The sequence below is a fragment of the Nonomuraea sp. NPDC049158 genome (genome assembly GCF_040648335.1).
Lineage (GTDB): Bacteria > Actinomycetota > Actinomycetes > Streptosporangiales > Streptosporangiaceae > Nonomuraea.
Window position 1 is genome coordinate 53,649 of sequence record NZ_JBEZDM010000047.1, and the last position, 23,246, is coordinate 76,894.

Consider the following 23,246-nt stretch of genomic DNA (forward strand, 5'->3'; position numbering starts at 1 on the left):
CGACGACCCTTTTCAGCTCAGGATGTGCTGGTGGTCCAGCAGGATGCGGCCGTCGTCATCGAGTGCCAACACGTCGTAGCCGCTCCCGGCGACGGTCCCGTCAGCGACGGCGACCATCTCCCATGCCAACCCGACGAGACCGGGTGCCAGGAGTATGGCATCACCGCCTGTCGCCTGGAATGTGTATACGCCGGGCTCGACGAACAGGGCGTACGCCTGGGTCACCCGACGTTCGATCTCGTCGTGGCCGCGCACCTCGAGACGAGGTAGCGGGAATGCCAACGCGGTGGCCGCATCCCGCACCTCCTGAGGCGGGTCCACCAGAACCTGCGCACCAGCGGGCGCCCACAGGTCGGCGACCTGCCTGGACCGCGCTTGCGGGTCAGCCTCGGTCCACAGTGCGAACCATCGGCTGGTGAAGTCCACCAGAGCCGGGTGATCGAGTTGCTTTGTCATGGTGCCTCGTCCTTTCTCTCGTGTGGTCTCTTTCGCTACGACTGCACCGAGCCGCCGATCTCATCGGTTGAGCGTGGCTCCGTGCCGCAAGTTCACACTGCCGCCTGCCCGAACACGGGTCCTTCGCCCCAGCGGGGAGGCGTCCGCGGTGGCGATCCAGTCTGATGTGAGCCGCTCCAGGTCCTGGCCGAAGTACGGCACCTGCCAGCCACCCGGTTTGAAGCCGTCGCTCAGCCCGGTTCGGGTTTCCCGTTGCTCTGTATGACCCCGTCAAGCGTCAGGTGGGCGGTCACGGTGAGACGCATTTGCACATGTCCTAGTCAGCGGCCGTCGAAACGCCCGGGTAGGAAGAGCATCCCAGGCGGGCGCAATCTTGACATGCAATAGGCCCCTTAACCAGGACATTGACAGGACATTTCCGGTTCGGAGAAGGCCACGTACGGTGCCGTCCTGGCCGCCGGAGACGGCTATGGCCCGGCCGTCGGCCGGGCCCGCCGCCACCGCTTCTACCGCCCCGCGATGACCGATGAGGGGCGCACCGCGCTCCTTGCGCGTCTTGAGGTCCCACAGCCGCAGCGTGCCGTCGTCGCCGCCGGAGATCGCGGCGGGCACACCGTCGACGTCCGTCACCGCCACCGTGCCGGCGGAGCCGTCGTGCCCGGTCATCGAGTCGCCGATCTGCTCGCCCTTCTTGAGATCCCACACCTGCACCTTGCCGTTCTGGGTGCTGGAGACCGCGATCGGCGTCGCGCCGAGCCGGCCGCTCGCCACTCCGTCGACAAAGCCGCTGAGACCGTTCAGCGGTGTGCCGAGTGAGGCTCTGGTGCTGAGGTTCCAGCTCTCCACCATGCCGCTCTCGCCGCCGACGACGATGGCCGGTGTGCCGTCCACCTGCGCGATCGTCAGTGAGAAGGCCGTGTCGCCGGAATCTCTCAGCGGCGCGTCGAGCTGCTTTCCGGCTCTGAGATCCCATATGCGGATGGAGCCGTCGCGGCTGCCGGAGACGACGATGGGGAGCCCGTTCAGCTCGCCGAGCGTGATCGCGCTGACCGCGCTCGTGTGCCCGGTCAATGGCGCGCCCACAGGCTGGAACGCGTGCAGGTCCCAGATCCGTATCGTGCCGTCCTCCCCGCCGGAGACGGCGATCGGCCGGCCGTCGAGCTGCCCGGCCGCCACCGCGTAGATCGGCCCCCGATGGCCGATGAGTGTGGCCCGTGCCGGGTTGGCCAGCGTGTTCAGGATGCTCTGCCGCGCCTCCGGAGTCGGTGCGTAATCGAAAGCAGTCGCGGCCAGCAGCCGTGACAGGTTCGGCTCGCTACCCGTGAGGGCGTCGCTTTGTGCGGCGAGCTGGCGCGACAGCACTGCGCGGCTCTGCTCGCGCTCCGCCGCCATGGACCTGAGCACGAGCCCTGTGATCACCAGAGACGCCAGCAGCGCGGCGCTGAGCGAGACCGCCAGCACAGTACGCGTGCGACGGGCACGGTGCGCCGCCCGCGCGTCCGCCCGAACGCCGGCGTCGAGGAACTCGGTGGCCAGCGCGGACAGCGGCGGATAGCGGCTCGGATCGCCTTCCCATCGGGTGCGCGCCTGCAGGGCGGTGGACAGACGGGTGCCACGGTAGAGGTAGGCCGCGTCGTGCTCGCTGCGCAGCCAGTCCTGGGCATCGTGGCCGAGCTGCTGGTGCAGCAGCAACACGGCACGGTCGGCCTCGATCCAGGAGCGCAGCGTCGGCCAGGACCGGATCAGCGCCTCATGGGTGATCTGCGCCGTGTCCGTGTCGAGCGTGAGCAATCGGGCCCGGGTGAACCGCTCCAGCACCTGGCGGGCCACCGCGTGGTCCGGAGACGAAGCGGGCGGCAGCAGATCGGCCAGCGGCAGCGCGCGGGCGCTGTCGTGGGCATCCTCACTCAGCCGTACCAGCCGGGGAAGTAGCCGGCGCGCCATCGTCCGGCCCGCCAGATCGAGCTGGTCCAGCGTGGCGGCGGCGCTACGCGCCAGTGACTCGGCGATGCCGCCCGTCGCGTGGTAGCCCGCCAGCGTCAGCGTCCGGTGGTCGAGGTTGTGCCAGGTGCTCAGCAGCGCGTGCGAGAGCAGCGGCAGCAGGCCGCCCGCGCCGGTCGCGCTCTTCTCCGCGCTCGCTCCGAGGTCCTTCAGCACCACCTCGACAAGTCCCTCTTCCAGCGTGAGATCGGCGAGTTCGGCGGGGCGGCTGATGGCGGACCGTAGCTGGTCGGGCGTCATGGGATCGACCACGACGGGTCGGGCCAGTGCGGTCTTCAGCTCCCGGTGCGCCGACGCGTGCCCGAAGAAGTCGGCTCGCATGCCGAGCACCACCACGGCTGGGGCGTCGGCGACCGGCTCGGCGCACAAAGCGTGCAACGCCCGCACGAAGGTCGTTTGCTCATCAAGTGATTTATCGAATACCTGCTCGAACTGGTCGACGATCACGACCAGCCGGCCGCCGCGCTCGGCGCCCCACGCGCGCAGCGTCTCCCGCAGGCTCGGCGGATCTTCGCGGATACGGCCCACAAGCGTGGTGTGGCCCGCACCGGTCAGAGCCGCGAGCCGGCCCGCCAGCGCGTCCACCGGATCCCGGCCGGGGACGAGGGACACGACGGTCGTGCCGAGGCCCGGTGCGGCTCCTGGACCGGCGATGCGGCTCAGCGTGGGGATCAGGCCGGCCTTGAGCAGCGAGGACTTGCCCGCCCCCGACGGCCCGACCACAAGCAGCGCCCCGGGCCGGGTCAGCTGCTCGGCCACCCGGTCCACCAGCGTCGCTGTCATTTCCTCCCGGCCGAAGAAGAACCGCGCGTCCTCCGGTCCGAACGCCGCCAGCCCCCGATACGGGCTGAACTCGCCCACCTCCGTGCCGGGTGACCTGCGCTCGTGGGCGGGGTTGGGGTGCCGGTAAGAACCTTGTCAGGAGCCCCAAACCGGGTTCTCGATGGTCAGTTCCGGCTTCGTTAATGATCGGTGATGAGCGCGCCCAGGGCGGCGGCCTTGTCGGCCTCGGTGGGCAAGGCGTACCGGCGGGTGGTGTCCAGAGAGCCATGGCCGAGGAGCTCGGCGACCAGGACGGGGTCTTTGCCGTCGCGGATGAGCTGGGTGGCGAAGGTGTGGCGCAGGACGTGCGGGCCGAAGGGTTCGGTTGGGTCGTCGTTGATGCCGCATGCTTCGCCGAGGCTGGTGATGATGTCGCGGGCGGCGCGGTCGGTCAGGCGGCCGCCGCGCTGGTTGAGGAACACCGCGGCGGCGCCTGCGCCTTTCCAGCCGGCGCGGGCGTCCAGCCAGTCGGTCAGGGCCTGGCGGAGGTCGGGGTGGACGGGCAGGTGGCGGATCTTGCCGCCGTCGCGGCCCTTGCCACGGACACGCAGTTCGCCCTTGCGGGCCGACAGTCGGATGTCGGCCAGGTCGAGGCCGACGACTTCGGCGATGCGCAGGCCGGCGAAGTAGGGCAGCAGGGCCAGGGCCTTCTCGCGAGGGCTGGCGGTGAGCTGGACGTGGCGGACGTAACGGCGGGTGCGCCGTTCGTCCAGGGCACGGGGTGCGGTGCGGCGGGAGTCGCGTTCCCGGCGGGCTTGGGGCTTGCCGAGGCCGCGGCGGGCGTAGAAGTCGTCGATGGCCGATAGGTAGGTGTCGATGGTGTTGGGGGCGCGGCGGCCGTTCTTCAGGTGGCGGCGGAAGTCGCGCACCGCGCCGGTGGCGGCGATGGGGTCGGTGAGCGGGTCGCCGTCGAGGGCGTCGGCTTGGTCGGCGAGCCAGGCGAGGTAGCCGCGCAGCCGGGAGTGGTACTTGGTCTTGCTGGAGTCGGCCAGTGGGGAGCGCTCGAGCGCGGTGGCGTACTGGTCGAGGATCGCCGCGTACGGGGCGGGCAGCGTCACGGCTCGCGACCGGCTTGTGTTTCCGGAAGCTGTTCCGGGGCCTGCGGGATCTCTGCGGTTGTGTTTCCGGAAGTCGCTCCCGGAGTCTACTTCCGGAATTGAGCGATTCCGGAAGTAGGCAGGATCGGTTGCGCCTGCGTCCAGGGGTTTGACCTCAACTGTGGTTGAGGTTGCAGGATGGCGGCCGGGGCGTTGCCCCCTGTATCCGACCTTGAGGAGTGTGCCTGTTGAGCACGGATTCCGGTTTCTATTCGATCATCGACTACACCGTTGATGGCTTTGACACGCAGCGTGAGCTTGTGGAGGCGTTCGCGGAGATCCAGGAGCGGTGGGTGCGCTTCTATCCCGGCTATCGCTCGGCTCGTTTCCATGTGAGCACCGACGGGACCCGGGTGTACAACATCGTGCACTGGGCGAGCGAGGCGGACTACCGCCACTTCGTGGAGACCTCCGACACCGACGGCCGGATGGCCGCGATCGGCAAGGCGCTGGAGGGCCTGTCCGGTAAGGCCGAACCCCGTATGACCGGGGTGCCCACCTACACCGTCGTGCGCGAGGTCGGTCCTGGGCCGCAGCGCCTCGATGCCTGATCGTCCGATCCCTGCCGGCGGGCGGCGGTGCCCGCCGACAGCACGCCGGGTCGCCGAGCTCGCTCCATCAACCACGATCACTGTGCGGAACATTCATGAAGCTTGAGATATACGCCGATGTGCTGTGCCCCTGGTGCTACATCGGCAAGAGACGCCTGACGGCCGCCTTGGCCCAGCACACCGGCCGCGACAGCATCGAGATCGTCTGGCGCGCCTACGAGCTCGCGCCGGACGAAGGCCGCACACCCGGCCCGACCGCCGCGGCGGCCATGGCCGGCTGGTGGGGCGAGCAGGCGCCCGCCCGCATCGACCGGATCCGGTCCCTGGGCGCGGCCGAAGGCCTGGAGCTGAACCTGCATCTGGCCCGCCCGGTGAACACCTTCGACGCGCACCGGCTGGTCAAGCTCGCCGCCGACCGCGGCCAGGCCGACCAGATGATGGAGCTGCTGCTGCACGCCTACCACACCGAGGGGCACAACGTGGCTGACGCGCAGGTCCTGCAGCGCCTCGGCGGCGAGGCCGGACTGGACGCCGGGGAGGTGCGCACTGTGCTGGACGGCGACGACTACGCCGATGAGGTACGCGCCGACCGGCGCCGCGCCGCCGAGCACGGCGTCACCGGCGTGCCCAGCCTCGTGATCGACGGCCGCCCGCCGGTCTCCGGCGTCCAGCCGGTCGCCGATCTGCAACGGCTCCTGCGAAACGACCTGACCGGCTCACACGGCGTTCTGATCAATCCTGACCGGCCAGGCTGACAGACGACTCCGGTCACGCCATCTCGACATCTCTTTCTGGAAGGAATTCTCACCAGCAATGGACATCGGTATCGGGTTGCCCGGTCATGCTCGGTGGGCCGAAGGCACAACCTTGGTGGAGTGGGCACGCCGTGCCGAAGCGCGCGGCTTTTCCACCCTCAGCGTCAGTGACCGTCTGGCCTGGTCGACGCCAGAGCCTTTGATCACTTTGGCCGCCGCGGCCGGCGCCACCTCACGCATCCGGCTCTTGACCAGCGTGCTTCTCGCACCCTTGCGCGCCAACCATGCCCTGTTCGCCAAGGCCGTCACCACCCTGGACCAGCTCGCCGGGTCCGGCCGCCTGCAATTGGGGCTCGCTCCCGGAGCCCGGGAGGACGACTTCCTGCTCAGCGAGGTCGACTACGGCACCAGGGGCAAGCAGTTCGACCAGCTCCTGGTTCGGCTCGCCGCAATCACGGCAGCCGACGACCCCGTGGGCCCGCGGCCGGCCACACCCGGCGGGCCCGCCCTGCTGTTCGGTGGCAACTCGAAAGCGACCCTGCGCCGCATCGCCTCCCACGGAACGGGATGGATCGCCGGCGACGCGACCGTACTGGACGTGCAGGACTTCGCCCCCCAGATTCGGCAGGCTTGGGAGGCGGCCGGCAGAGCCGGCTCGCCCCGCCTGGTGGCATCGGTGATGTACGCGCTCGGCCCCGACGCCGAGGCCGCGATCTCCGATGCCATCGGCTCCTACTACGCCTTCGCCGGCGACGAGTACGCGCAGTACGGCATCTCCATCGCCTACACCCAGCCAGAACAGATCACCGCCGCGATCGCCGCCTTCGACCAGATCGGCTGTGACGAACTGATCTTCATGGGCAACGATCCCGATCCCGCACAAGTTGACCTCCTGGCCGAGGTCATCGGCCTCTGACCGCGGGCCGGGACGGGCGAGGTGGCCAACTGACAGTTACCTCGCCCATGCGGCATCCCCTGGCCACCGAATACAGCGTCGGACGCTCCACCATCCACCGCATCATCCACGGCCCAGAAACCTCCAGGTAGAACGCGGAACCACACCAAGAAGCTGATCTCGAACTCACAGCACCGAGCTGCCCACAAGTCCCATAGCCTCGATCCCGGTCGTTTGTTGGTCGAGCGTGGCGAAGGGTGGTCGATCGGCTGTGAAGCGCGCACGCGCCATCGAGCTCGCCGAGAGCGTCATCACCAGACTGCACACCCAGCGCGACGAGCCGCCCTTGAACGTGGTCAGCGAGCTGCACGTGTTCGGGTCCTTCGCCCGCGGCGCCACCGAGGTCGGAGACCTCGACCTCGACTTCGAGGTTGACGCTCCCTCGCCGCAGTGGACCGCCCTGGCCCGCAGCCTTCCCTCCAGGTCTTTCCCGAGACTTTGATCACCAGAGAACTGCGGCAGCGACGGCGTTCCATTCAGATCGTCGCCCGCAGGAAAGACGACGACCGATTTCGATGACGCTCCTGTGGCGCCGCGGCGATGACCTGAGCACGGCGCTCGCCCGCCTCCACGCGATCGCCGAGGACCCGAACGCCGGCCGGGCCCAGCGCGATTACATGCTGGCTGAGTTCGAGGGCCTCGAAGGCCGCATCAACCCGGCCCACCGGCAGCTCATCCTGGAAGCGGTCGAGGCCGATGCGCTGGCCATCGAACGGTTCGACCTGGCTGATCGCGAGCCGCTCTCCGAGCTCGCGCGGCTGCATCTGAAGCGGCGCTGGAAGACGACCAGCCCGCTGTTTCGCGCGGGCGCGGCGGTGCTGGCGCGCTTGGAGGAGGAGGGGGTGGACCTTCATGACGTCCACCTGCACGGCCAGGACCTCGTGTACAACGCCGACACGGCCCACTACGCCGGCTTCAACCTGAAGTACCTGCGCATCCTTCCGCTCTGGATCGCCGAGTTCGGCTGCAGGCAGCACCTGGAGGTCGTGCACCCCACCAAGACGAGCCCCTTGACCTGCCTGCGCCTTTCCGTACGCCGACGCGAGTACTTCGACTCGGAGATGCAGACCCGATGGGAGTAGCGGGCATGGGGCAGGCGCTGTTCCTTCGACGGCACTGCAGCCCCATGCGCATCGGGACCACGAGCGAGGCCACGGTCATCCCTCCTTCGGGCACCGTCGCCGACGACGACAGGGAAGGCCAACCCCGGACCTCCACCGAAGCGTCCAGCTAAGTTACTCGCGGGTGCCGCCAACGGCTGTCCGCAGGTTCCTCAACCCCGGACTGGACCGCGTTCGCCCCGGAACGCGACCTTGTCCCGCTGCGCGCCGCGCTCGCCGAGCTGGAGCGACGCCACGGTGTCGTCGACGCGCACCGGTACGCGACCGAACGGATCCGGGAGCACGGCGCGCTGCTGCGCCATCCGGACGTCCACCAGGTCGAGATCACCGCACAGGCGCTCAGCCCGTCAGGCCGGTATCTGGCCGTGGGCGACTTCGGCGGCGACGACTACGACCGCGGAGCCACCCTGCAGATCTGGGAGATGACCACCGGGCGGTGCGTCAACGTCATCGACTGGATCGAGGGCGGGATCGGCTGGCCCGGCTACGGCGAGGTCATCCAGTGGTCGGCGGACGAGTCGCGCCTCGCCCTGGCCTACCGGTCGAGCAACGTGGGCGTCTGGGATCCGTTCGGCGGGGAGACCGAACCCATCGGAACCGCTCGCCTCACCTACTCGGGACGTCCGGATCCATTCGCCCTCGCGCCCGACGGCGTGCGCGCCTACGTGCTCCAGGAGGCCGACGCGCGCGCTCACGGCGCCGTCGTCCCGCTGGACGGCGGGGCGGTCTGGCCGGACGACCGCCACCTGAGCGCGGTGCTCGCCCTGCTCCCCGAGCTGCCGATGCCCTTCTACGGCGGCATCAGCTCGAACGACCGCCCGTGGGTCGCCTTTACGGCCCTGCGAATCGTCACCACCGGTGTCGACGTCGACCCCTGGCGACGGGAAGGGCGTGCCAAGGCTTCCGTTTGAACAAAGCCGCTCCCGCCGGCGTCTAACCCTCCATGATCAGCGTAACGCTCTCCTTCCTGCTGGCCCTCTCCCCGGCGGCCGTGACCGAGATCCCGAAGAACTTCCTGCTCACCGAAAGCGATGCGCGCAAGCCCCAGCCCGCCAATGTGGCGTCCGAACAGGGCTACAAGATCAGCGACAAGCTCACCGACCCATTGGAGCTGAACCCGTGCTGGCACCGGAAGGCCGTCGACCGCGGCAGGGTGGCGGCCCGCACGATCACCCTCTGGACCAGCGCCCCCAGCAGTTCCTCCGAACAGCTCGTCCTCTACAAGACCCCCCGTGCCGCCCATGCCGCGCTCACCCGCGTGCGCACCGAGGTCAAGCGGTGCGCGCGCAAGGGCGACCCGTCGTCGCCCGAGCTCGAGATCAGGTGGCGGACGAGCAAGGTCAAGGTGGGCGATGAGGCCATGGGGATGGGGTTCGAGACCTTGCAGGACGGGAGCGTGAACGACACGATCAGCGGTGTCGTGGCGCGCCGGAACAGCGCCCTGATGATCTACACGACCACCTTGGGAGGCTACGAGCCCGGCGGGCTGGCCAAGGCGACCAAGAAGATGGCCGCCAAGGTGTGCAAGCTGCCTGGCGTCTGCTGACGGCTGCGGGGCCACTCGGCTTCGGCCGGTGAGTCGTTCTCGGCGGGCGCCAGCCGGACAGCGCGGCTCGCGGGCTCGGTGGCCTGCCCGTGACGGCTGAGCTGTAGCCGGCGCCAGGTGAGGTGGGCGCCGATCAGCAGCATCAAGCAGGGCGGTGCGGATGTTGTTCACAGCGGCGGCGTGCTCGACTTCCTCAAGTGACCACGCACCCGTGGCGCCGTTCCAGGGGGCCGGCGCCACCCGCGCCTGGTACTTGATCGCTCCTACTGCTCGCCCTGGGACAGGTGGGCCTTGGCGTCGTCGTAGGAGGCGTCACCGCTCGCCCCGGCGGGCCGATAGACCAGGTACAGCACACCCGTCGTGAACGTCTCGGACTTGATCAGTTCCAGAGGGATGGAGTTCTCCCCCTCGTCGAACAAGCGCTCGCCCTTGCGGACGGCGATCGGGTGCACCAGCAGGTGCAGTTCGTCCAGCAGTCCCGCGGCCAGCAGCTGGCGGACCACCGAGACCGAGCCGCTGACGGCGATGCGGCCGCCCTGCTCGTTCTTCAACGCGGTCACGGCCTCGGCCAGGTCGCCCTGGAGCAGCTCGGAGTTCGGCCAGGTGAACTCCAGGGGCTGGCGCGACACGACGATCTTCCGCGCGTCGCCGAGCGTCTTCGCGAAGCCGGCGTCCTCGCCGCCCTCGGCCTCCCGCTCTGGCCACGCTCCGGCGAAGCTGTCGTAGGTCTTGCGCCCCAGGAGCAGGGCCGATCCCGTCACTAAGGGCACCGCTCCTGACGCCCGGGCGTACTGGAGGCTGATGGCCATGGCCACCCTCGCGGTCACCGGAGCGTTCGCCGGATACACCTACGTCACCCCGTTCCTGACCGACGTGAGCCATTTCCCCGCCGCGGCGATCGGGCCGCTCCTGCTGGTGCGGGGCATCGCCAGCTTGCTGGGCGTCGCCGTCGGCGGGCACCTGGCCGACCGCGACGCCCGGGCGGCGATGGTCGTCCCCCGGGCGGCCCAGAGCGTGGCGCTGCTCGGGCCGTACGTTCTCGGTGACGTGCCGCTGGTGGCGGCCGGGCTGGTCGCGCTGACCGGGCTGGCGTTCTCCGCCATGTGCACCGCCGCCGCCAGCCGGATCCTGCAGGTCGCCCCGGGCAGTGTGGAGCTCGCCTCGGCGGGCGTGAGCACCGCGTTCAACGTCGGGATCACCGCCGGCGCGTTCATCGGCAGTGTCCTGCTGCCCGGCTTCGGCGTCCGGAGCACCGCGCTGGTGGCGGGGTGCTGAGCCTGGCCGCGCTCGCTCTCACGATCACTCGTCCTTGCGCCAGCGCGCGCGCAGGTGGAAGGCGGCGGTCTTGGGACGGCGGTCGCGCGTGAAAACACCCTTCTTGTTGCCGTCGACGCGGAAGACGCCCGGCGTGGTGGCGAAGTCGGCGAAGTTCCAGACCTGCTCGCCCACCACCGCGTCGACCCGGTCGAAGACCCGGTGATACACGTCGAGCAGGTCGGCCTGGTACTCCTCGGTCCACGGGGCGGGCACGACGCTGCGCAGGCCGGGGTAGGTGTCGGCGCCGTATTCGGTGATGACGATCGGCTTGTCATGCGCCTTCGCCCACTGCCGCAGTTCGGCCTCCAGCGCGGTCTGGGCCGCTGCCAGGTCGCCGGGGCCGAAGTACCAGCCGTAGTACCGGTTGAGCAGGACGACGTCGAACAGGTCGGTGACCACGCACTGGTCCGGCGTCGCGAGCAGCGCGTTGGCGTAGGCCACGGGTCGGGTCGGGTCGAGGCGGCGGGCTTCCGCGGCGAGCGGGGCGAAGTAGTCGCGCGCTTCGGGCTGGACGTGGTCGGGTTCGTTGGCCACGGACCACAGCACGACGCTGGGACGGTTCTTGTCGCGGGCCACCAGTTCCCGGATCGCCTGCAGGTGGATGCGCCGGGTGTCTTCGCTGATCGTGTCCGGGGAGAAGGTGGACACCCGTTCGCCGGAGGTGAAGACACCACCGCCGATGTTGAGGTTGAGCCCGACGGCGGCCGTCTCGCCGATGACGACCACGCCGTGCCGGTCGGCGTAGTCGAGGACCTCCTCCGCGTACGGGTAGTGCGAGGTGCGGAAGGAGTTCGCGCCGATCCACTCCATCAGCGCGAAGTCATGCACCATCAGCACGTCGTCGTGCCCCTTGCCGCGCACCGCCGCGGCCGGAAGGAGGGCGTGGCGTACGCCGTGCTGCAGTACGTTCGCCGCAACCTCGAACGGCCCGAGATGCTGAGGCTGCTCGCCCTCATGGCCGCCGAGTCGTCGGCGCCGGACCATCCGGCGCATGAGTGGTTCCGTGACAGGTACGAGAGGACGATCGGCCTGCTCGCGACCGCCGTCCGCCGGGACTAGGACGAGGGCCGCGTCTCCAACGCCAGGGACCCCAAGGGCATCGCCGAGTCCCTCGTGGCCCTGCCTGCATGTGCTGAACGGGTTGTCAGCGGACTCAGCGCGGTCGTTGTGGGAGCTGGCCACGGGTGAGGATGGGTTCCTGCTGGAGTGTAAGTCCGACCCCGGGCGGCTGGGGCTGGAGACGCTGCTGGAGGAGATCGTCAAGCTGCGGCGGGCCAAGGCTCTGGGGCTGGCGGCGGATCTGTTCGGCGGGTATTCGGATCGGCTGGTGGCCTCCTGGCGGGCGCGGGCGATGGCCTCGCATCCGTCGGACTTCGCGGCGAACCAGCAGCCGATCCGGTTGACGTTGGTAGCGGCGTTGGCGTGGTCGCGGACGACGGAGATCACGGACGCGCTGGTCGATCTGTTCATCGGCCTGGTGTCGAAGATCAATACTCGGGCGGAGCGGAATGATGCAAGCGAGGGCGGGCTCAAAGGAACGGTGACAGCTCGCGCAGTAGCGCGGCCTTCGGGCGGGCGCCGGTGATCTGCTTGATCAGCTGTCCGTGCCGGTACAGGTTGAGCGTGGGGACCGACACGATGTCGAGCTGCGCGGCCAGGTGCGGGTTCTCGTCCAGGTTCACCTTGACGATCTTCAGCTTGCCCTCGTACTCGGTGGCGATCTCGTCGAGGATCGGGGCGAGCATGCGGCAGGGGCCACACCACTGCGCCCAGAAGTCGACCAGGACCGGCTGCTGGCCGGCCAGCACCTCGTCGGCGAAGTCCTGCTCGCTCAGGTGTTTGACAGATGTCATGGGAGGCTCCTCGGTTATGGGTTGCCGGCGGACCGGCTCTGGTTGGTGTGGTCAAGTGGCATGCCGCCGGCGATGGAGATCAGGTGCCGTTGCGCCGCCGTCAGCATGTCTCGCATCGCTGCGGAGGCGGTGTCCGGATCACGGTCGCTCACGGCGGTCGCGATGTCCTGGTAGCGGCCCCGCGCATGTTCGTACGCGGCCCGCGGCGGGCTGGTGCTGAGGCTCATCCAGACGCGGTGTGCCTCGAACACCAGGCTGTCGACGATGGGGACGGCTCGCTTGTTGCCGGCGGCGAGGGCGATGTCATGGTGGATCTGTATGGCGAGCTGGACCTGGCGCTGCCAGTCCTGCTCGGCGACGTATCCTGCGACGAGTTCCTCCAGGGCATCCGCCTGGTCATTCGTGGCCCGGTTGGCCGCGTCGGCCGCCAACCCCGGCTCCAGGAACAGGCGCAGCCGGAACACCTCGACCAGGTCATCGAGGCCGACCGGGCGGACGACGTACCCGCGGCGGGGCATGACCTGCAGGAGCCCGTCTCCCACGAGCAGGCGCAGCGCCTCGCGCGCAGGTGTCTTCGAGACTTCGAAACGGCGCGCGACATCGGCTTCGAACACCAGCGCTCCAGGGGCGAGCCTGGCGAGAAGGATGTCGTCCCGCACCTGGTGGTAGACAGCGGCGACGAGGGAGTCGGCGAACTCGGCGACGTCTATGGACGGCATGACGGCTAATATATCACCGGTTTCTACTTGACGTATCTGTGGCATAACACCTATATCCTGAGAGTCCCTTGAACTGCTCATCTGGAGAGATGTGGTGAAGGTCGTCATCGTCACCGGCGCCGCGTCGGGGATCGGCCGCGCGGTGGCCGCAGACCTTGCGAGCGACCACCGCGTCGTCGCTGTGGACTCGGACGCGTCCGCGCTCCGCGCCGTGCCTCCACCCGCCGCCCAGGTCCTCACGACTGCTGATGTGACCGACGAGCAGCAGGTCCAGGACGTCGTGGATATGGCGGTCGCGGAGTTCGGCGGCGTCGACGGCCTCGTCCACTGCGCGGGGATCGAGGAGCCGGTGATGCCCGCGATCGACATGCCCGCCGAGGTGTTCCGGCGCACCGTCGAGGTCAACCTGTACGGCAGCTTTCTCGTCTGCCGCGCGGTCGCCGCCCACCTGCGATCTACCGGGAGACCGGGATCTCTCGTGCTGATCGGAAGCATCCTGTCCCAGGTCGCCTGGGGCGGAAACCTCGCCTATACGGCCAGCAAAGGAGGCGTCCTGCAGTTGGGCCGCGGTTTCGCCGTCGAGTTGGCCGGGTCCGGCATTCGCGTCAACGTGATCGGCCCAGGCATCGTCGCCACTCCGATGAGCCAGGCGACAATCGACGACCCGCAGCGTGCGCCGCGCATTCTCGAGCGGGTCCCGATCGGACGCTTCGCCGAGCCCGCGGAGGTCGCCGCCGTGGCGAGGTTCCTGCTCAGCGACGCCGCCTCGTACATCACTGGAGCGTTCCTGCCGGTCGACGGCGGCTGGCTGTCCCTTTGACCCCGAGGAGACACCATGATCAAGGTCGTCTGGCTGCTCAAACGAGCGCCTCATCTCACGCTCGAAGAATTCCGGCGGTGGTGGATCGAGGAGCACGCCCCTCTGGTCGCCGGCAAGCAACAGCCACAACTCCGCAAATATCGCATCTCCGTGCGCGACGGCGACACCGACACGCTCGCCGGCGCACCGTCCGCTGACTGCGACTGGGACGGATACGCCGAGCAGTGGTTCGACAGCGAAGAAGCGTTCAACGAGGTCTACGGTCGCCATAGCGCGCATGAGACCCGGGATGACACCGACAAGCATGTGTCCAAGCTCGCCCGCATCTTCGTCACCGAGCATGCCTACGTCGAGCCGGGTTCGGTATGAGCGGGCAGGATCAGGCGAGTGCGGTGCTCTATGCCGATTCCGATGACGTGCCGTGGGACGAGACGGTCGATGTGGCCGTGGCCGGTAGCGGGGCCGCGGGCTGGAGCGCGGCGATCGCCGCAGCCTCGGCCGGCGCCTCCGTGGTGGTGTTGGAAAAGGCAGACGTCGTCGGTGGAACCACCGCGAAGGCGGGTGGGGTGTGCGACGGTGAGCGCGCCGGCACGTGGCTGTGGATCTGCGACAACCCCCTCATGGCCGCACGCGGCATCGAAGACCCGCGCGAGGACGCGATCCGCTACCTGGCCCGCCTCGCCCAGCCCTCCCTCTACCGGCCTGAAGCACCCCACCTCGGCCTGGACGCGGCCGACCACGAACTGCTGGAGGCGTTCTACGACCATGGGCGGCAGGTCGTGCGCGCTCTGGCGGACGACGGCGTCCTGGACTTCCTCATCGTCCCGGACGTCCTCGACTACTACAGCGATCTTCCTGAGAACGCGGCATCCCATGGCCGCACGCTCGGCTTTCGCGTCGCAGACGCCAAGGAGGGGATAGGCGCCGAACTCGTCCAGGCCCTGGAGGGCAAGGCGTTGGGGCTGGGAGTGACCTTACGGCTGCGCTGCGCCGTGCGCGCTGTGGTCGTTGATGACAACACCGGAGAAGTCGCCGGTGTGCTCGCCGGCGACCGGGCCGCCACCTCGAGACTGATCCGTACGCGAGGCGGCGTCGTCTTCGCCACCGGTGGTTTCGGCTCCAGCCCGCATCTGCGCCGGGAGTTCCTGCGTGGCCCCGTCGTCGCGAGCCTGTCCTGCGCCGGCAACGTCGGCGACTTCTTGCCGATCGCGTTCCGGTTGGGTGCCGCCATGGGCAACATGAACGAGGGCTGGCTGACTCCGGTCGTGCTCGACCACGCGCACGACCCGGCGAGCGGCGCGTTCCGGCTGCCCGGCGACAGCATGCTCGTCGTGAACAGGCGCGGGCACCGTGTGGTCAACGAGAAAGCCACCTACAACGAGATGACCCGTGCTTTCTTCCACTGGGACGCCACCACGGCCGAATACCCCAACATCCCCCTCATCATGATCTACGACGAATGGGTGGCGCGGCACTGCCGGCAACTGCCCGGTGACGCCCCCGTCACGGAAGGCGGCGGCAACCCGATCCCCGTTCAAGGCCGAGACGACAAGCACGAACTGTCCGCGGCAACCCTCGACGACCTCGCCGATGCTATAGGCCGCCACCTCGACCAGTACTCCGGGTTGCTCGCCGGCGCCCGCCTCGCGCCGGATTTCCGCGCCGCGCTACGCCGTACGATCGACGCCTACAACGCTGACGCCGCGGCAGGCCAGGACCGCGACTTCGGCCGGGGATCGAGCCGGGTACAACGCGCACGCAGCGGGCCCAGCCACCACTCCACCGGCGCCAACCCGACCATGCATCCCCTTGCCACGACGGGTCCGTACCACGCCGTCGTGCTCGTACCGGGCGTCTTCGACACCAAGGGCGGACCCAAGATCGACAAGTACGGCCGGATCCGTACCCACGACGGAGGCGTCATCAACGGCCTGTACGGAGCCGGCAACTGTGTCGCCTCCATCGCTGGACAGGGCTATTGGGGCGGCGGTACCACCCTCGGGTTGGCAGTCACGTTCGGCTACCTGGCCGGGCAGCACGCCGCGGGCCGAGGGTAACGAGCCCGTCAGAGACTTAACACCACTGTCACGACGATAAGGAGACAGCATGCCGCGCATCGGCGACGGACAGCATGGGACCACCGGATTTCAACGGCTGCTCGGGCACAACGCCGCCATCCTTGCCGCCTGGGAGCACTTGGAGGAAACCCTGCTCAGTAAGGGCACGCTCACCCCGCAGTTGAAGGAGCAGGTGCGGCGTGTGCTCGCGTTCGGCAACGGCTGCGAGTACTGCCAGGCGTGGGGGCGCGCCGCCGACTCGCATCCCGATCCCAAGGAATCGCTCGCGGTGGCGTTGGCCGAACTCATGCTGCAGGGGCCGCGCGACATCACCGACGCACAGTTCGACGTTCTGCGCTCCGAGTTCAGCGATGCCGAGATCAGCGAACTCCTCGCCTGGATCACCTTCATCACCGCCAGCCAGACGATCGGAGCCGTCCTCCAACTCAAGCCGGAACCGGGGCAGTCTCAGACGGCCCGTTGACACCTCGCCACGGTGTCCAGTGTCGACGTGAAGCACTACCGCTACTGGCAGCCCGGACAGGTTGGGATGATCGGCAGCCTGTCTCGCCTGGTCGGCGGAGCCGCTCAGCTGGCGAGCGTCGCCCTGACCTGCTCAAACAGCCTCCACCGCCAATGGCTGTCCAGTTGTTCCTCAACCCCGGACTTCCCGCTCCGGGCGACCTTGATCTTGCCGCAGGCTCCTAGCCGGGGCGCGCACAACGCCCACGTCCGGGCCGCGGTGAGCGCGTCCGAGCTCGTCGAAGGCGCCTCGCGACGAGGCGGGGGCTCGGCGCTGATTGCCATGATGCGTGACCGGCAGAGAGGAGTACACCCGTGACAGACGTGACGTCCTTCCTGCTCGAACGCCTGCACGCGGCCGGCCTGACCGACGTCGTCGCGGTGGAGCCGGCCGCTGGAGGCCTCGCCGCGACCGCGGGGCTGGCGCGCCGCGGTGACGGCACGTCGGTGTTCGTCAAGGCGTTCGGCGAGCCGCTGTCGGACGACGCATTCGCCGCGGAGGCCGAGGGGCTCACCGTGCTGCGCGAGGCGGGCGGCGTCGCCACGCCCGAGATCATCCTCGCGGACCGCGACCTGCTCGTGCTGTCCGTGCTGCAGCCCCGGCCGGGCACCGAGGCCTTCTGGGAGCAGCTCGCGCATGCGCTCGCCCACCTGCACACCACCACGCGGTACTCCCGATTCGGGTGGCATCGGGACAACTGGCTGGGCCGTCGTCGGCAGGTCAATACCTGGGATGAGGACGGGTTCGAGTTCTTCGCCCAGCACCGTCTGCTGCGCTGGCTCGGCGAGCGTCGCGTCCAGGAGGCGCTCGACGCCGTGGACCGGGCGGCGCTGGAGCGGCTGTGCGAGCGGCTGCCCGAGCTGCTGCCGGTCAGGCCCGCGTGCCTGACGCACGGCGACCTGTGGGCGCTGAACGTCATGGCCACCCCCGACGGGCGGCCCGCGCTGATCGACCCGGCCGTGTCGTACACGTGGGCCGAGGTCGACCTGGCCCACCTGTGGACGACGGCGCCGCCCCCCGAGGCGCACGTGTTCTTCGAGGTGTACGCCGAGCTGACCGGGCTCGACCGCGACTGGCGCGAACGGATGCCGATCCTCCAGCTACGCCAGCACCTGGCCGTGATCGCCCAGTTCGAGCCCGACTGGGGCGCCGCCGACCTCGTGCGCGCCACGCTCGCCCCGTTCCGGCAGCGGCCCTGAGCTCAGCTCAGAGGATCACTGCCTTCGGACCGCTGTGGAGATGACCCGAACTGTGGCTCAAGGGTTGTCTGCTTCAGCCGCCCGGACATGGCTCAGCTGCGCTCTGGCCTCTGCGAGCGCCTCTGCCTGCCGAGTCCAGTCCCCGCCGTCGAGGCTGAGCCCAACCATGTCGGCACCGGCCTCCGAGTAGGCGTGGAGGCGTTCCGCCACCTGCGCCGGGCTGCCGGTGACTGGCACGGCTTTCGCTTCCTCCGGCGCCATGCCGTGTACGTCCACCAGCACGCGGGTGAAGGATTCGATGGCAGCCGCATTGTCGACGAGGATCGCATGCCCTCCCACGGCGATCGACGGGACCGGTCGTCCGAGCTCATGGGCGATCTCGCGTAGTCGTATCACCTTCTCGCCCAGAGCCGCAGGGCTGATCAAGGAGGGTACCCAGCCGTCACCATGACGGACGGCGCGGCGCATCGCCGCCTCGGAGTTCCCGCCGATGAGGATGGGCGGGACCGGAGCGGCGGGGCCGAGGGTGACCTCCTCCTCGCCCAGCTTGGTTGCCTCACCACGAATAAGGCCAGGCAACGCTTGCAGCGCTTCGTCGGCCCGGCGCCCCCGACCCTGAAGTGGCGCCCCGACCGCACGCCAGAACGGCGAGCCAGGGAAGCCTCCGATCCCGACGCCAAGGGTGACTCGGTTGCCTGACAGGTGCTGAAGTGTCTGTATCTGCGCAGCGATCCAAGCGGTTGGGCGCAGCGGGAGGCTGAGCACGCCGAACTCGAGTCCGATCCTGTCGGTCACGGTTGCGGCGGCTGCCAGAACAAGCATGGCGTCAAAGCTCGGCGTCCCATCTCCGACGATGAAATCGGCCATGCCGATCGAGTCATAGCCAAGGCCTTCAAGGCGTCGCGCCATCGCGATGTCAGGCACGCCGGCCTGTGTCATGGGCAAGGTGGTGCTGATCCGCATCGTGATCCTCCTGGGCGTTGGGATCGGAATTGCAGACCACGCTAGGAGCTCAAGCAGGGTTGAGGTCAATGGCGCTGGTTGCCACACCCAGAGACCTGGAAGAACGCCAGAATCCTCGAATTGACCTCAGCCATAGTTGAGGTTCTACGGTCTTCATCAGCAAGCACCTCTCGAAAGGATCACTGTGATGACATCTGTTCCCGAGCGCTACCGGTACGCCGCTGTTCCGCACCTCATGGTGGACGGCGCCGCAGAGGCCATCCGGTTCTACGCTGAGGCATTCGGCGGCGAGGAGTTGTTCCGCATCGCCGACCCGGAAGGCCGGATCGCGCATGCCGAGGTCAGCATCAAAGGCTCGGTCATCATGGTTGGGGACGCGGATGGCCCTTTCAGCGCTCCCGATGCCGCGGGTGGCTCGACAGTGGGTCTTCACGTCTATGTGGATGACGTGGACACGCTCAGCGCCCAGGCCGTACGCGCCGGCGCCGAGTTGCTCCAGCCTCCCACCGACATGTTTTACGGAGCGCGGTCGGCCATGCTGAGGGACCCATTCGGGCACCTGTGGGTCCTTCTAACCCACACCGAAGACCTCTCGCCGCAGGAGATCGCTCGCCGTGGAACCGAGCTGCTCAGGGGCGGCAGCCTGCTCCCCGGCTGAACTTCCTTGCTGGCAGGGGGCCGCCCATTCCGTTGGGCATGGGGTGACCCTGTCGCTCGAGTCCCATCGTCGGTTTGACGCCTTCCAGCCTGGGAAACGATCACAATTATCGCTGGGAAGCGATCTTCCAACCCATCACTTCATCCCAGGCCGGACACACTCGTGAACACCCCTTCGTAAACCCCTGGCCGGGAGGGACGCGGTCGAGGTCGGCAAGACCGAACTGCACGGATCTCTCGGCGAAGACCCGCTGGCGGCCGAACCCGCGGGCCCCTCGGAAGCGCCTGTCGGCTACGCCCGCGTCTCCACCCGCGGCCAACTCCTGGACCGCCAGATGACCGCCCTCACCGCGGCGGGCTGCACCCGCATCTTCGCCGACAAGAAGTCCGACAAGAACGCTGAGCGCGAGGAACTGTGGAAGGCGCTGGACTACCTCTGGCCCGGCGACACCCTCGTGGTGCCCTCGTTGGATCGACTGGGCCGCTCGCTGCAGGACCTTATCTCGATCGTAGCCGGCCTGCGCAAGCGCGGTGTCGGCTTCCGCTCACTACACGAGGCGGTGGACACCACCACCCCCGGCGGGCGGCTCGTCTTCCACGTCTTCGCCGCGTTGGCGGAGTTCACCCGCGAGCTCATCGTGGAGGGCACGCACGAGGGCCTGGCCGCCGCCCGCGCCCGCGGCCAGCGCCTGGGACGCCCGCCGGCGATGACGCCCGAGCAGATCCGTCACGCTCGCGACCTGCTTACCCGGGCCGGAAAACACCGTCTCCTCGATCGCCCGCCTGCTCGGCGTCAGCCGTTCCACGATCTACAAGTACGTTCCCGACCTCGCGACAGGCCGTCCTGCCGTCGAACCGCCAAGAGTGAGCGTCGAATTGCAACCAGGTAGCTGATATCCCAACTCAGGGCCTATTTGGCGGCTGGTGCCACGTTGGTTAGTTGCTCACCCAAGGTGAGAGGCGCATGGTCGCGAGTGCAAGTTTAATTCTGGACATGTATGATCCAGGATATGCGGATGAGTGAGGGTGTGGAATGGGCGCTGCACACGTGCCTGAACCTGGCATGGGTGGAGGAGGATCGCGCGGTGCCCACCTCGACGCTGGCCGCCTTCTACGAACTGCCGCCCGCCTACCTCAACAAGCAGTTGCAGGCGCTGGTGCGGGCGGGGATCCTCGCCTCCACGTCCGGGCCGCGGGGCGGCTTTCGGCTGGCGCGCGACCCCGGAAAGATCACGGTGCTGGATGTGGTGGCGGCGATCGAGGGCACGCGGGAGGCGTTCGAGTGCGCCGAGATCCTCCGGCGAGGCCCTGGGGGCGTACCCGGGATCGATTACCGGAAGACCTGCGTGATCTCCCAGACCATGCGCCAGGCGGAGCTGAACTGGCGGCGGGAGTTGGCCGGGCGGACCCTCGCCGATCTCAAATCGACGGTGGAGGAACGCTTCCCCGCCGTTCCCGGGCAGACCCGCCACGGGTTGACCAACACGCGCACCTGAAGACCGCCCTCTCCCCGGAGAGGGCTTTTCACAGGAGAAATTCTGGATGTTTCCTAGTCAGGTTAGGCATAAATCGCGGTCGCTCGACCGGATGTGGCCGGCGGTCCTGGCGGTGGCGCTCGGCATCTTCGCGCTGATGACGTCCGAACTGCTGCCCGTCGGCCTGCTCACACCGATCGGTTCGGACCTCTCAGTCTCCGACGGGGTGGCAGGGCTGATGCTGACCGTGCCCGGCCTGGTCGCCGCCGCGTCGGCCCCGGTCGTCACCGTTGTCGCCGCCAGGGTGGATCGGCGGGTCCTGCTGGCGGCACTGGTCGGCCTCATGGCGGCCGCCAACCTGGTCTGCGCCGCGGCACCGCACTTCGCGGTCCTGCTGGCGGCGCGCCTGGCCATCGGCGTGAGCGTCGGCGGCTTCTGGGCCATCGCGGGCGGTCTTGCGGTACGTCTGGTGCCCGCCCAGCACGTCCCCCGGGCCACGGCGATCGTGTTCGGCGGGGTCTCCACCGCCTCCGTCGCCGGTGTCCCGGCCGGAACGCTGATCGGCGACCTCGGCGGGTGGCGCACCGCGTTCGCCGTGGTCGGGATCCTCGGGCTCGTCGCGCTGGCCGCCCTGCTCCTCCTCGTGCCGCCGCTGCCGTCCCAGGGCGCGCTCTCCTTCCGGGAACTGCCGGGGCTGCTGCGGCGCAACACCGGCGTGCGGATCGGCGTGCTCGTCACGTTCCTGCTGATCACCGGGCACTTCGCCGCGTACACCTTCGTCCGTCCGGTGCTGCGCGAGGCGGCCGGGGTGGACGACGCCCTCATCGGCGGCCTGCTGATGGCGTACGGCATCGCGGGCCTCGTGGGCAACTTCGCGGCCGGCTCGCGGGTGGCGGCGCACCTGCGCGGCACCCTCCTGGCGATCTGCGCCGGCCTCGCGGCCGTGACGGCGCTGTTCGCCCTGCTCGGCACCGATCCCGTGACCGCGTCCGCGCTGCTGGTGGCCTGGGGGCTGGTCTACGGCGGGGTGTCGGTGAGTCTGCAGACCTGGATGATGAAGGCGGCCCCTGGCGCGGGTGAGGCCGCCTCGTCCCTGTTCGTCGCCGCTTTCAACCTGTCCATCGCCTTGGGCGCCCTCGTCGGCGGCGCCACGGTCGACGGCCTCGCCGCCACCGGCGTCCTGTGGGTCGCCGGTTCCCTCGCGCTGGTCGCCGCCGCGACCGTCGCCACGTCCCGCAAGTCCCTCTGAGCACCCGAAAAGAGAGGTATCACCATGACGCACAGTATCGTCAACCCCTCCGAACTGCACGACCCGGTCGCCTTCGGCTACAGCCACGTCGTCCGCGCACCGGGAGGCCTGGTGTTCATCGCCGGCCAGTACGCCTCCGACGAGCAGGGGCACCTCACCTCTCCCGACTTCGGCGAGCAGGTCGAACGGTCCCTGACCAACCTGGGCACCGCCCTGGCCGCCATAGACCTCGGTTTCGCCGACGTCGTCCAGATCCGCACCCACATTGTCGATCACGACGCGGACAAACTGGCCGTGCTCCTGGAGCACATCGGCCGCATCTGGGGTTCCCACCCGCCCGCGCAGACCCTCACTGGCGTGGCCGCGCTCGCCCTCCCCGGGATGCTCTTCGAGATCGACGCCATCGCGGTCGCCCCGCCCCTCCAGCCCTGACACGATGAACCCGCCGCGCCGCCCCGGGGATCCCCGGGGCGGCGCGAGCACCCACGGCCTCACATCGGCACCGCGGTGCGTGCGGCAGCACGTCGCAATCGGCAGCACCGTCTGCGCGGAGCCGCCCTAGTTTCCACCCGGCCGAGGGGGTGCTGCTGTTCGAAGATCCCAGCGATCACCTCCAAGATTCCCGCGCTGGAGCGGCCAGCGTTCACCACGGTGGCCGCCGCCCGGCGACACCCTCACGGTGTTGGAGCTGTTCCGGCTCTGCCGCGACGTGGTCGACATCCACGCCGTCCGCGACTGGTTGTCAGGCCGCGGCGTGGTGCTGCGGGTCATGTCCGGTCCCCTGTCCAACTTCCACGACCTCGCAGCCAACGACGCGATGACCGCGCTGCTCATCAACGTCATCACCGCCGTCGGGCAGTTCCAGTGCGATCTGCAGAACGAGCTGACCGCCGAGGGGATCGCTGCGGCGGAAGCTGAAGGCCGCTACCGAGGCCGGCCTCCCGCGCTGACCGGTACCCGGCTCGCGGAGTTCCAGTTCTCCACGACCTGCAGGCCCTCGTGGATCTCCCGACGCAGCCCCTCGGAGGCGACGTATTGGCGTCCTGCTCGCCGGGTAGCCCCGGTGCAGCAATGCACCGGGGCAACCCGGCGAGCAGAGGGCCTAGAGGC

Annotated in this window: 30 protein-coding genes and 1 pseudogene; 22 read left to right on the forward strand and 9 right to left on the reverse strand. The window is 69.0% G+C overall.

The window, feature by feature from the left end; all coding sequences use genetic code 11:
* Positions 1 to 12: 12 nt before the first annotated feature.
* The 3 genes from AB0B61_RS51045 to AB0B61_RS51055 all read right to left on the reverse strand — a co-directional run bounded on the left by AB0B61_RS51045 (position 13) and on the right by AB0B61_RS51055 (position 4,337).
* Positions 13 to 456 carry a hypothetical protein gene (locus tag AB0B61_RS51045; protein ID WP_358448523.1) on the reverse strand — a complete coding sequence of 148 codons (444 nt, stop codon included), beginning with the start codon at positions 454 to 456 and terminating at the stop codon, positions 13 to 15.
* Between the two features lie 270 nt (positions 457 to 726).
* Positions 727 to 3,318 (reverse strand): AAA family ATPase, encoded by a 2,592-nt coding sequence (locus AB0B61_RS51050; RefSeq protein ID WP_358448525.1) that lies wholly within the window; start codon positions 3,316 to 3,318, stop codon positions 727 to 729.
* A 101-nt stretch (positions 3,319 to 3,419) separates the two neighbouring features.
* The gene (locus tag AB0B61_RS51055; RefSeq protein ID WP_358448526.1) at positions 3,420 to 4,337 is read right to left on the reverse strand and encodes a tyrosine-type recombinase/integrase; all 918 of its coding nucleotides are present in this window, start codon (positions 4,335 to 4,337) and stop codon (positions 3,420 to 3,422) included.
* Between the two features lie 218 nt (positions 4,338 to 4,555).
* Between AB0B61_RS51055 and AB0B61_RS51060 the strand changes: the two genes are divergently transcribed.
* From AB0B61_RS51060 to AB0B61_RS51080, 5 genes are all read left to right on the forward strand, one after another.
* Positions 4,556 to 4,927 (forward strand): antibiotic biosynthesis monooxygenase, encoded by a 372-nt coding sequence (locus tag AB0B61_RS51060; RefSeq protein ID WP_358448528.1) that lies wholly within the window; start codon positions 4,556 to 4,558, stop codon positions 4,925 to 4,927.
* 95 nt (positions 4,928 to 5,022) lie between these two features.
* Positions 5,023 to 5,682: a DsbA family oxidoreductase gene (locus tag AB0B61_RS51065; protein WP_358448530.1), complete on the forward strand. Its 660-nt coding sequence runs from the start codon at positions 5,023 to 5,025 to the stop codon at positions 5,680 to 5,682.
* A 58-nt stretch (positions 5,683 to 5,740) separates the two neighbouring features.
* Positions 5,741 to 6,598, forward strand: a complete 858-nt coding sequence (locus AB0B61_RS51070) for an LLM class flavin-dependent oxidoreductase (protein WP_358448532.1) — start codon at positions 5,741 to 5,743, stop codon at positions 6,596 to 6,598.
* A gap of 250 nt (positions 6,599 to 6,848) precedes the next feature.
* On the forward strand, positions 6,849 to 7,079 hold the full coding sequence (locus AB0B61_RS51075) for a hypothetical protein (protein ID WP_358448534.1): 231 nt from the start codon (positions 6,849 to 6,851) through the stop codon (positions 7,077 to 7,079).
* A gap of 73 nt (positions 7,080 to 7,152) precedes the next feature.
* The gene (locus AB0B61_RS51080; protein WP_358448536.1) at positions 7,153 to 7,719 is read left to right on the forward strand and encodes a hypothetical protein; all 567 of its coding nucleotides are present in this window, start codon (positions 7,153 to 7,155) and stop codon (positions 7,717 to 7,719) included.
* A 191-nt stretch (positions 7,720 to 7,910) separates the two neighbouring features.
* Here the strand turns inward: AB0B61_RS51080 and AB0B61_RS51085 are convergent, their stop codons facing one another.
* Positions 7,911 to 8,060 carry a hypothetical protein gene (locus AB0B61_RS51085; protein WP_358448538.1) on the reverse strand — a complete coding sequence of 50 codons (150 nt, stop codon included), beginning with the start codon at positions 8,058 to 8,060 and terminating at the stop codon, positions 7,911 to 7,913.
* Between the two features lie 63 nt (positions 8,061 to 8,123).
* On the opposite strand from AB0B61_RS51085, the gene AB0B61_RS51090 reads away from it, so the two are divergent.
* Positions 8,124 to 8,669, forward strand: a complete 546-nt coding sequence (locus AB0B61_RS51090) for a hypothetical protein (RefSeq protein ID WP_358448539.1) — start codon at positions 8,124 to 8,126, stop codon at positions 8,667 to 8,669.
* Between the two features lie 32 nt (positions 8,670 to 8,701).
* Complete coding sequence (locus tag AB0B61_RS51095; protein WP_358448541.1) at positions 8,702 to 9,304, forward strand: hypothetical protein; 603 nt, start codon at positions 8,702 to 8,704, stop codon at positions 9,302 to 9,304.
* A 263-nt stretch (positions 9,305 to 9,567) separates the two neighbouring features.
* Here the strand turns inward: AB0B61_RS51095 and AB0B61_RS51100 are convergent, their stop codons facing one another.
* The gene (locus AB0B61_RS51100; RefSeq protein ID WP_358448543.1) at positions 9,568 to 10,074 is read right to left on the reverse strand and encodes a dihydrofolate reductase family protein; all 507 of its coding nucleotides are present in this window, start codon (positions 10,072 to 10,074) and stop codon (positions 9,568 to 9,570) included.
* A gap of 37 nt (positions 10,075 to 10,111) precedes the next feature.
* Between AB0B61_RS51100 and AB0B61_RS51105 the strand changes: the two genes are divergently transcribed.
* On the forward strand, positions 10,112 to 10,579 hold the full coding sequence (locus AB0B61_RS51105; RefSeq protein WP_358448545.1) for a hypothetical protein: 468 nt from the start codon (positions 10,112 to 10,114) through the stop codon (positions 10,577 to 10,579).
* Positions 10,580 to 10,603: 24 nt separating this feature from the next.
* Here AB0B61_RS51105 and AB0B61_RS51110 read toward each other — a convergent pair whose 3' ends face one another.
* A complete protein-coding gene (locus tag AB0B61_RS51110; protein WP_358448572.1) occupies positions 10,604 to 11,452 on the reverse strand; it encodes a glycoside hydrolase family 2 TIM barrel-domain containing protein in 849 nt (282 codons plus the stop codon).
* On the opposite strand from AB0B61_RS51110, the gene AB0B61_RS51115 reads away from it, so the two are divergent.
* Together AB0B61_RS51115 and AB0B61_RS51120 are read left to right on the forward strand one after the other, a co-directional pair.
* A complete protein-coding gene (locus AB0B61_RS51115) occupies positions 11,444 to 11,680 on the forward strand; it encodes a hypothetical protein (RefSeq protein ID WP_358448547.1) in 237 nt (78 codons plus the stop codon). The two genes, AB0B61_RS51110 and AB0B61_RS51115, sit on opposite strands and share 9 nt — an antisense overlap.
* Before the next feature lie 82 nt (positions 11,681 to 11,762).
* Positions 11,763 to 12,206: a hypothetical protein gene (locus AB0B61_RS51120; protein WP_358448548.1), complete on the forward strand. Its 444-nt coding sequence runs from the start codon at positions 11,763 to 11,765 to the stop codon at positions 12,204 to 12,206.
* On the opposite strand, the gene trxA is transcribed toward AB0B61_RS51120, so the two are convergent.
* Positions 12,151 to 12,474: a thioredoxin gene (gene trxA, locus AB0B61_RS51125; RefSeq protein WP_358448550.1), complete on the reverse strand. Its 324-nt coding sequence runs from the start codon at positions 12,472 to 12,474 to the stop codon at positions 12,151 to 12,153. The genes AB0B61_RS51120 and trxA overlap by 56 nt on opposite strands.
* 14 nt (positions 12,475 to 12,488) lie before the next feature.
* On the reverse strand, positions 12,489 to 13,193 hold the full coding sequence (locus AB0B61_RS51130) for a GntR family transcriptional regulator (protein ID WP_358448551.1): 705 nt from the start codon (positions 13,191 to 13,193) through the stop codon (positions 12,489 to 12,491).
* 94 nt (positions 13,194 to 13,287) lie between these two features.
* Here AB0B61_RS51130 and AB0B61_RS51135 point away from each other — a divergent pair, with 94 nt between their 5' ends.
* From AB0B61_RS51135 to AB0B61_RS51155, 5 genes are all read left to right on the forward strand, one after another.
* A complete protein-coding gene (locus tag AB0B61_RS51135; protein WP_358448552.1) occupies positions 13,288 to 14,013 on the forward strand; it encodes an SDR family NAD(P)-dependent oxidoreductase in 726 nt (241 codons plus the stop codon).
* Between the two features lie 15 nt (positions 14,014 to 14,028).
* Positions 14,029 to 14,382, forward strand: coding sequence for an EthD domain-containing protein (locus AB0B61_RS51140; protein WP_358448554.1), 354 nt, complete (start codon positions 14,029 to 14,031; stop codon positions 14,380 to 14,382).
* Positions 14,379 to 16,070, forward strand: a complete 1,692-nt coding sequence (locus AB0B61_RS51145; RefSeq protein WP_358448555.1) for an FAD-dependent oxidoreductase — start codon at positions 14,379 to 14,381, stop codon at positions 16,068 to 16,070. Before AB0B61_RS51140 ends, AB0B61_RS51145 begins: the two co-directional genes overlap by 4 nt.
* A gap of 49 nt (positions 16,071 to 16,119) precedes the next feature.
* Positions 16,120 to 16,554, forward strand: a complete 435-nt coding sequence (locus tag AB0B61_RS51150; RefSeq protein WP_358448557.1) for a hypothetical protein — start codon at positions 16,120 to 16,122, stop codon at positions 16,552 to 16,554.
* A 353-nt stretch (positions 16,555 to 16,907) separates the two neighbouring features.
* On the forward strand, positions 16,908 to 17,792 hold the full coding sequence (locus AB0B61_RS51155; protein WP_358448558.1) for a fructosamine kinase family protein: 885 nt from the start codon (positions 16,908 to 16,910) through the stop codon (positions 17,790 to 17,792).
* Between the two features lie 57 nt (positions 17,793 to 17,849).
* Here the strand turns inward: AB0B61_RS51155 and AB0B61_RS51160 are convergent, their stop codons facing one another.
* On the reverse strand, positions 17,850 to 18,755 hold the full coding sequence (locus tag AB0B61_RS51160) for an LLM class flavin-dependent oxidoreductase (RefSeq protein WP_358448560.1): 906 nt from the start codon (positions 18,753 to 18,755) through the stop codon (positions 17,850 to 17,852).
* A gap of 187 nt (positions 18,756 to 18,942) precedes the next feature.
* Here AB0B61_RS51160 and AB0B61_RS51165 point away from each other — a divergent pair, with 187 nt between their 5' ends.
* From AB0B61_RS51165 to AB0B61_RS51195, 7 genes and pseudogenes are all read left to right on the forward strand, one after another.
* Positions 18,943 to 19,413 carry a VOC family protein gene (locus tag AB0B61_RS51165; RefSeq protein WP_358448561.1) on the forward strand — a complete coding sequence of 157 codons (471 nt, stop codon included), beginning with the start codon at positions 18,943 to 18,945 and terminating at the stop codon, positions 19,411 to 19,413.
* 334 nt (positions 19,414 to 19,747) lie between these two features.
* Positions 19,748 to 20,038: pseudogene (locus tag AB0B61_RS51170) on the forward strand (recombinase family protein); the annotation flags it as partial.
* Positions 20,039 to 20,195: 157 nt separating this feature from the next.
* The gene (locus tag AB0B61_RS51175; RefSeq protein ID WP_358448574.1) at positions 20,196 to 20,306 is read left to right on the forward strand and encodes a hypothetical protein; all 111 of its coding nucleotides are present in this window, start codon (positions 20,196 to 20,198) and stop codon (positions 20,304 to 20,306) included.
* 122 nt (positions 20,307 to 20,428) lie between these two features.
* Positions 20,429 to 20,908, forward strand: a complete 480-nt coding sequence (locus tag AB0B61_RS51180) for an Rrf2 family transcriptional regulator (RefSeq protein ID WP_358448563.1) — start codon at positions 20,429 to 20,431, stop codon at positions 20,906 to 20,908.
* A gap of 91 nt (positions 20,909 to 20,999) precedes the next feature.
* Positions 21,000 to 22,136, forward strand: a complete 1,137-nt coding sequence (locus tag AB0B61_RS51185) for an MFS transporter (protein WP_358448564.1) — start codon at positions 21,000 to 21,002, stop codon at positions 22,134 to 22,136.
* Between the two features lie 24 nt (positions 22,137 to 22,160).
* The gene (locus AB0B61_RS51190; RefSeq protein WP_358448566.1) at positions 22,161 to 22,568 is read left to right on the forward strand and encodes a RidA family protein; all 408 of its coding nucleotides are present in this window, start codon (positions 22,161 to 22,163) and stop codon (positions 22,566 to 22,568) included.
* Positions 22,569 to 22,818: 250 nt separating this feature from the next.
* Positions 22,819 to 23,246 (forward strand): recombinase family protein (locus AB0B61_RS51195; protein ID WP_358448568.1); only part of this gene is annotated, 428 nt, incomplete at its 3' end.

Bases quoted from the DNA above. Each gene is read 5' to 3' on its own strand.
- AB0B61_RS51165 (WP_358448561.1), top strand. From the start codon at position 18,943: ATGACATCTGTTCCCGAGCGCTACCGGTACGCCGCTGTTCCGCACCTC.
- AB0B61_RS51095 (WP_358448541.1), top strand. From the start codon at position 8,702: ATGATCAGCGTAACGCTCTCCTTCCTGCTGGCCCTCTCCCCGGCGGCC.
- AB0B61_RS51070 (WP_358448532.1), top strand. From the start codon at position 5,741: ATGGACATCGGTATCGGGTTGCCCGGTCATGCTCGGTGGGCCGAAGGC.
- AB0B61_RS51105 (WP_358448545.1), top strand. From the start codon at position 10,112: ATGGCCACCCTCGCGGTCACCGGAGCGTTCGCCGGATACACCTACGTC.
- AB0B61_RS51140 (WP_358448554.1), top strand. From the start codon at position 14,029: ATGATCAAGGTCGTCTGGCTGCTCAAACGAGCGCCTCATCTCACGCTC.
- AB0B61_RS51145 (WP_358448555.1), top strand. From the start codon at position 14,379: ATGAGCGGGCAGGATCAGGCGAGTGCGGTGCTCTATGCCGATTCCGAT.
- AB0B61_RS51065 (WP_358448530.1), top strand. From the start codon at position 5,023: ATGAAGCTTGAGATATACGCCGATGTGCTGTGCCCCTGGTGCTACATC.
- AB0B61_RS51160 (WP_358448560.1), bottom strand. From the start codon at position 18,755: ATGCGGATCAGCACCACCTTGCCCATGACACAGGCCGGCGTGCCTGAC.
- AB0B61_RS51085 (WP_358448538.1), bottom strand. From the start codon at position 8,060: ATGGCGCAGCAGCGCGCCGTGCTCCCGGATCCGTTCGGTCGCGTACCG.
- AB0B61_RS51185 (WP_358448564.1), top strand. From the start codon at position 21,000: ATGTGGCCGGCGGTCCTGGCGGTGGCGCTCGGCATCTTCGCGCTGATG.
- trxA (WP_358448550.1), bottom strand. From the start codon at position 12,474: ATGACATCTGTCAAACACCTGAGCGAGCAGGACTTCGCCGACGAGGTG.
- AB0B61_RS51115 (WP_358448547.1), top strand. From the start codon at position 11,444: ATGCACCATCAGCACGTCGTCGTGCCCCTTGCCGCGCACCGCCGCGGC.
- AB0B61_RS51080 (WP_358448536.1), top strand. From the start codon at position 7,153: ATGACGCTCCTGTGGCGCCGCGGCGATGACCTGAGCACGGCGCTCGCC.
- AB0B61_RS51190 (WP_358448566.1), top strand. From the start codon at position 22,161: ATGACGCACAGTATCGTCAACCCCTCCGAACTGCACGACCCGGTCGCC.
- AB0B61_RS51045 (WP_358448523.1), bottom strand. From the start codon at position 456: ATGACAAAGCAACTCGATCACCCGGCTCTGGTGGACTTCACCAGCCGA.
- AB0B61_RS51110 (WP_358448572.1), bottom strand. From the start codon at position 11,452: ATGGTGCATGACTTCGCGCTGATGGAGTGGATCGGCGCGAACTCCTTC.
- AB0B61_RS51150 (WP_358448557.1), top strand. From the start codon at position 16,120: ATGCCGCGCATCGGCGACGGACAGCATGGGACCACCGGATTTCAACGG.
- AB0B61_RS51130 (WP_358448551.1), bottom strand. From the start codon at position 13,193: ATGCCGTCCATAGACGTCGCCGAGTTCGCCGACTCCCTCGTCGCCGCT.
- AB0B61_RS51180 (WP_358448563.1), top strand. From the start codon at position 20,429: ATGAGTGAGGGTGTGGAATGGGCGCTGCACACGTGCCTGAACCTGGCA.